At 38.0% G+C, this 4,638-nt stretch carries 7 protein-coding genes and 1 tRNA gene; 4 read left to right on the forward strand and 4 right to left on the reverse strand.

What is annotated here, in order from left to right:
* Positions 1-51 precede the first annotated feature (51 nt).
* The 4 genes from IBX40_11070 (at position 52) to IBX40_11085 (ending at position 2,032) form a co-directional block, all read left to right on the forward strand.
* A tRNA-Leu gene (locus IBX40_11070) sits at positions 52-139 on the forward strand.
* Positions 140-368: 229 nt separating this feature from the next.
* Positions 369-674, forward strand: coding sequence for a hypothetical protein (locus IBX40_11075; GenBank protein ID MBE0524859.1), 306 nt, complete (start codon positions 369-371; stop codon positions 672-674).
* 197 nt (positions 675-871) lie between these two features.
* Entirely contained in the window at positions 872-1,519 is a 648-nt protein-coding gene (locus IBX40_11080; GenBank protein MBE0524860.1) for a class I SAM-dependent methyltransferase, read from the forward strand.
* Between the two features lie 27 nt (positions 1,520-1,546).
* The gene (locus tag IBX40_11085) at positions 1,547-2,032 is read left to right on the forward strand and encodes a hypothetical protein (protein MBE0524861.1); all 486 of its coding nucleotides are present in this window, start codon (positions 1,547-1,549) and stop codon (positions 2,030-2,032) included.
* A gap of 2 nt (positions 2,033-2,034) precedes the next feature.
* On the opposite strand, the gene IBX40_11090 is transcribed toward IBX40_11085, so the two are convergent.
* Genes IBX40_11090 through IBX40_11105 form a run of 4 tightly spaced genes read right to left on the reverse strand, consistent with a single transcriptional unit; the run spans position 2,035 to position 4,517 of the window.
* Positions 2,035-2,445, reverse strand: coding sequence for a Zn-ribbon domain-containing protein (locus IBX40_11090; GenBank protein MBE0524862.1), 411 nt, complete (start codon positions 2,443-2,445; stop codon positions 2,035-2,037).
* A gap of 25 nt (positions 2,446-2,470) precedes the next feature.
* The gene (locus tag IBX40_11095; GenBank protein MBE0524863.1) at positions 2,471-2,833 is read right to left on the reverse strand and encodes a DUF2073 domain-containing protein; all 363 of its coding nucleotides are present in this window, start codon (positions 2,831-2,833) and stop codon (positions 2,471-2,473) included.
* Between the two features lie 4 nt (positions 2,834-2,837).
* Positions 2,838-3,473 (reverse strand): GTP-binding protein, encoded by a 636-nt coding sequence (locus IBX40_11100; GenBank protein MBE0524864.1) that lies wholly within the window; start codon positions 3,471-3,473, stop codon positions 2,838-2,840.
* Positions 3,474-3,518: 45 nt separating this feature from the next.
* Complete coding sequence (locus IBX40_11105; GenBank protein MBE0524865.1) at positions 3,519-4,517, reverse strand: phosphate uptake regulator PhoU; 999 nt, start codon at positions 4,515-4,517, stop codon at positions 3,519-3,521.
* Positions 4,518-4,638: the final 121 nt, after the last annotated feature.

Genomic DNA, 4,638 nt, shown 5'->3' on the forward strand with positions numbered 1-4,638 from the left:
AGTAATATATGTTATATTCTCATTTAAACTTTTTCATCCAGAATCAATTTTGACCGGGTGGCTGAGTTAGGTCTAAGGCGTCAGACTTAAGATCTGTTGTTTCTAGCGGAACCCCTGGGTTCAAATCCCAGCCCGGTCGCTTATACCTACAATATAATTATTTGTTTTTAATAATATTAAAGTTATGCTTCCATTTTTACAAAAGTCATGCACTCATTTAGATGCCTCGGATTTGAGCAAAGCGAAATCCGAGGTCGTTGACGAATTCATGATCGAATGGGTTACAGGAATTTAATGAAAAAAATTTCGAATAATGAATAGGCGCATATTTAAAGGGCAATTCAATCAATGCAATAACTAGAAAAAAATTGGGTATAATATCTGAAATACCTGAATTAAAAGAGAGTATATTTACAGTTGCAGAAGAATCCTTGAAAATTGCACGGGCCGAGGGCATTGAATTAGATGAAGAGTATCTTAGAAAATCAATGCTTAGTGCACTCGAAAAGGGATATGAACATAAAACATCGATGTTACTTGATCTTATTAATAACAGGAAGACTGAAATTGATTTTTTAAATGGAAAAATCATAGAACTTGGAAAAAAACATAATATACAAACTCCATTAAACCTACTAATATATGGTGTGATTAAAGCACTAGAAAGTGGATAATTTAAAATTATTTGAAGTATAAATAAACTTCGCTGAAATTCTATTATGTGAAATGTCTCAAATAATCAAACCGTAATGTTACCTTCTGAAGTGATTGAAAAAATATAGGCATACATAGATGAGAATGATTTATCAACAGCACCACCTAAAACTCCACTGGAAAAGTTCATCTCATGGTGGGAAAATACGGATGAATCATGCTTGACAAAAATTCCCATCTAAAGGCATGGGATGAAGAACATAAACGAGGGATATGGAAGGGGCCATACTCATTGGCTTTTTTTCAAAAATATGCTCCGTCCTCAGGTTGTGTTCTTGATGCAGGCTGTGGTATTGGGAGATATACCATACCCCTTGCTCTGAAGAATTACAGCATGTTTGGAATTGACATATCACTGCCTGCAATAAAGAAACTTGATGATGAGATACATCGCCGCAACCTTAATGTGGGTCTGGGAGTTGCTGATGTGCGCTATCTTCCATATAATAATAATGTATTTGATATTGTGGTTTGTTTTGGTGTTTTGCAGCATTTGCTTGAATATGAAAGACAAAAGGCACTTATTGAATTCAATCGTGTCCTCGCTCAAAACGGCACCCTGATAATGGAGGTGCTGGGTAAGGAAGATATGCGCGCTGGGGGCAAAATGGTCGAGCCTTCCACATATCAAAGAAATACTGGTTCAATATACCATTATTTTGATGTGCAGGAATTGACTGATATTTTTTCAGATTTTAAAATAATTGAGATAAAAGAAGAGAAGGTCATAAAGAACCTGGGGGGAAAGGAATGTATGAGACATATGATTTCGGCAGCTGCCAAGTCGGTAGAAAAAGATAAATAATTATGTAATATATTAGTTATAACTGTGATGGAAAAAAAATCAGACCGATCTATAAGCAATAAAATTTCATTAATTACTATTGGGCTTTTGGTTTCTATTATTGTTCTCACATCAAATACAGCCAGCGCCGAAACACCCAGATACATTCATGTAAACTCTATCACAATGGAACTAGATGGACAGGATGCTACATTTACTGCTAATTATGAACTGGATCTTTTCGCCAGGATATATGTTCTGTTCTTAGGAAGTGGAAATATTGAACCAGCTATTAATGAAATATTCTATGATTTTGATGACTTCAAAATTGTGAACGTCAGAGATAATTATGCTGTAGTAATTGCTAATAACGTTTCATATAAAGACCCTGACCTAAAAGGGGATTTCTATTTCCATGATTCTCATGATCTGGGTGTCAGGGTAGAAACATTTAAACTGGTTTTTCCTACTGGCGTTACAAGAACTTTTAGCGATGTTTCAAGTACAACGAATACGTTTTTTGAAGATAAATAATATCACTTTTTCTTTCTTTTTGCTTTAAAGACCGATGGGAGATGGACAATATATGATCCGTCCTCTTTTATAGCTAAAATTATCTCTTTGCGTTCCAGAAGCGCGTCAAGATTAAGTTCATAGGAACCAGGACCTAATATTCTAACAGATTCAATGCGGTCGCTTTGTGGTTCCTGGTCATGTTCTGTTATCTTTTTTACTTCAATATTTTGATCAATAAGGAATTCATCGATCTCTTTAACGAATTTCTTTGCAGGATGTTGTTCATCATGCTCACTCAAATTTTCGATTTCCGGTTCTGATTCATCTCGCACATAAAGGAATTTATTCCATCCACAATTTGGACATCCGTTAAGTATGGCTACGGCACCGTCTTTGAAGATGTTCTCACACCTTGTACATTTGTGTGGCATAATTTCTCTCTACATTGAAATAAGATCACTGTTGGGATGATACCAGTGTGCTGATAAAATCCCGGTCCTTTTTCAGGGTCTTTAACTGGTTAGCAGGGCCTATGACAGTCAATCTTGTCTTGATCATGGGCTTTTTGAACAGTTTTTCTAACAAATTCGGATTTTGGTTGCTGGGATAACTCTCTATCTCAATCCCTGAAAACTCCTCAGGCGTAATCTCGGTCATGGTCATTTCAATAAGTTTTGCTTCCTCAGAAGGGGTCAATCCTTTTTCAAGAACAATTATCTTGCCTTCCTTTACCTCGTCCAGTATTAATCGTATCTTTTCCATAGCCGTCATTTCTGACAATTTTTCCTCTGATATCAAATCCATCTGTACACCGATCATAACATCACCCGAAATGGTCTGCAATTTCTTCGTAAAGCGAGTCAATATTCTGTCCTTCCAGTGCCGATATGGGCACTAATGGATGTTGGGGGAAAGCGCTCTTAATCCTTGCAGGAGAGGATTCAGGCAGGTCTATTTTATTGGCAGCGATAAGAAGCGGGAGACTTCTGGCTTCCATATTGCCTATCACGGTCACATTCACCTGGGTGAAAGGGTCTTCTGTTGCATCCATTACCAGGATCACCCCATCAAGATCATCCAGCCATTTAACAGCTTCTATGATGCCTTCTGTGGCCTCTTTGGCTCTGCGTTTTGCTTCTTCCTCTTCCAACCCATGGGCCATAAAATCATGGAAATCGATCTTGGTAGCCAGTCCAGGCGTGTCCACTATATCAAGAGTGACCCTGGAGCCATTGGATTCTATGGTTACTCCTTCCCGGCGGCGAGCGCGCCTGGTCTCATGAGGTACAGCAGAAACCGCCCCCATTGCATCCCCGGTCCAGTCCCTAATAATTCTATTCGCTAATGTTGTCTTACCGGCATTGGGTGGTCCATAAATCCCGATCCTTGATACCTTCTTCTTGAATATTTTTTTAAATACAGAGGAGAAGTTCCTTTTTACTTTTTTAATAAATCCCATTCATATTCCTCCATTTTTTCCCTCATATGGTTTAATAATTTTTTCTTACACTGATTTTGATATAGTTGAATTTATCGCTATTTCTGCAATGTTCGCACCATAGTCACCTATACGGTCTATACTGTCAGATATTATCCTCAAGTGCAATGCATCCCTGGTGCCCAATGTCGAAAGTTCGTGGTCAATGGCACGAAGGGAATGATTAACTCCATCTTTCATATTGATCGCATTGTTGGCAAGGTCAATATTAGATGAAAATAAGGACTCGACAGCATTTTCAACTAATTTATTTACACGTTGCCCGACAGTATCGAACATTTGGGTAATATTTGACGGCGGCGACATTTCCAGCTCGGTAATAATTAGAGCGATCTTGCGGGTATGGTCTGCTATCCTTTCAATAGGAAGGGAGGCCAGGCTAAGATCAAGGCTCATATCGAGAGTCATATCTTTTTGTGAATCTTTGACCATACCGCTGCGTACTATTATACGCAATTGCTTTTCAATCAAAAGATACAACCTGTCTACTTCATCATCCCTTTGTGCCACGTCCATTGCAAGATCAATATCATTTGAAATCAATGCTTGCAGTGCATCATTTTGCATGGAATTTGCAATTAAGAACATCCGCCTTACAGATTGAAATAGAGATAGTTCTGCAGGATTTAATAAGTCCTGCAAGATCATGCGATCAGCAGTCTCTTCAATGATCTCGGGCCCGATCAGTTTATGTGTGATCTCTCTAATAGTCTGTTTTTGTTCAGCTGTGATCCGATTCGATCTGATCTCAATAATATTGAAACCTGCAATATAGGAAGCAATGATCTCCCGTATCAGTACTTCACCCGATTTACCTGTGACATCTAATTTGTTCTGTGCAGGAGATGGAGAAGAGGTATTGGGAGTAATCAGTAGAGTGCCATCCGGTCTTATTGTTATGCCGACATTCATACCATTGGTCACACCGACACGGTCCGCCCATTTTTTTGGCAGGGAGACAATGAATGTTGACCCTCCGGTACGTTGTATTTTACGAATCTCCATATTCATATCCTGTTCTATAGTAACTATATAGAAATATTCATAAATATATATCTTTTGTTTTGTTTTGGATATAATAAATGACATCTTCTTTTTCAAATGAAAAAACTATTATATACATAAT

This window comes from Methanosarcinales archaeon (assembly GCA_014859725.1).
Classification (GTDB): Archaea; Halobacteriota; Methanosarcinia; order Methanosarcinales; family Methanocomedenaceae; genus Kmv04.